1 protein-coding gene is annotated in these 1,255 nt (G+C 64.6%); it reads right to left on the reverse strand.

Annotated elements, in window-relative coordinates; translation table 11 throughout:
* Positions 1-198 precede the first annotated feature (198 nt).
* Positions 199-1,173 (reverse strand): SDR family NAD(P)-dependent oxidoreductase, encoded by a 975-nt coding sequence (locus RBA95_RS14485; protein WP_306017587.1) that lies wholly within the window; start codon positions 1,171-1,173, stop codon positions 199-201.
* Positions 1,174-1,255: the final 82 nt, after the last annotated feature.

Below are 1,255 nucleotides of genomic sequence, written 5' to 3' on the forward strand. Positions count from 1 at the left end.
GCAGCGGGTCGGTGGCGGCGGCGGCGCGTTGGGCGGTAACAGCTTGGGTCATGCTTGGCCTTTCAGCTCGGATCAGGGGCTGAAAGGCTAGCCCCGGCTTACGGGGCTGCGGATAAGCGGGCGTGGCGTCGCGGCGCGGCCGGACCGCAGGCACGGGCGTCCGGGCCGGGTCAGGTTCGGCCCGGGCGGCGGGGTGCGCTAATGGCCGTAAAAGTCTTTCCACCAGTGCGCAAAGCGCTCAAGGCCTTCGGCCAGCATGACTTTGGGCTTGTAGCCGGTCAGGGCGTTCAGCTTTGAAACGTCGGCATAGCTGGCGGTCACATCGCCCGGCTGCATGGGGCGCATGATCTTGTCTGCGGTCAGGCCGAGCGCGCTTTCCAGCGTGGATATCATGTCCATCAGGCCGACCGGATGGCTGTCGCCGATATTGTAGACTTCGTGCCCGCCCTGGGCCGGCGGGTTGTCCAGAACGCCGATCACGCCGTCGACGATGTCGTCGATATAGGTGAAGTCGCGCGCCATCTTGCCCTCGCCATAGACCTCGATGGACTCCCCGCGCGCCATCATCTGGCTGAACTTGAAATACGCCATGTCCGGCCGGCCCCAGGGGCCATAGACCGTGAAGAAGCGCAGGCCCGATTGGGGGAAGCCGTACAGATGGGCGTAGCTCTGGCTCAAGAGCTCGCACGAGCGCTTGGTGGCCGCGTAGAGCGAGACCGGGCTGACGGTGGGGTCGTTCTCGCTGAAGCCCTTGCCGTCAAGCGGGCGATCGCCATAGACCGAGCTCGAGGAAGCGTAGACCATGTGGGTGACGCCGTTATGGCGCGCCGCTTCCAGAAGCGACAGATGCCCGCCCAGATTGGAGCGCTCATAGGCGAACGGGTTTTCCAGCGAATAGCGCACGCCCGCCTGGGCGGCGAGGTGGACGATGCGCTTGATGCCGTGGTGCTTCACGAGCGCGCCGATCATCTCATGGTCGGCAATATCTCCGCGCACCATCTCGAAGGCCGTATGCTGGGCCAGATGCGAGGCGCGCGCCTCTTTCAGCGCCGGATCGTAGTAGTCGTTGAAGTTGTCAACGCCAACAACGCGCTCACCGCGTTCGAGCAGGCGTTGGGCGACGTGCATGCCGATGAAGCCCGCGGCGCCGGTGACAAGAATGGGCGTGCTCATGACTTACCGCCCCACGCTGACATAGTGGAAGCCGCGCTCATTCATGTCTTCGGGGTCGTAGATATTGCGCAGGTCCACCAGG

Origin of the sequence: Oceanicaulis sp. MMSF_3324, from assembly GCF_030733545.1 — a bacterium.
Classification (GTDB): Bacteria; Pseudomonadota; Alphaproteobacteria; order Caulobacterales; family Maricaulaceae; genus Oceanicaulis.

Coding starts and splice junctions, on each gene's coding strand:
- RBA95_RS14485 (WP_306017587.1), bottom strand. CDS start 1,173: ATGAGCACGCCCATTCTTGTCACCGGCGCCGCGGGCTTCATCGGCATG.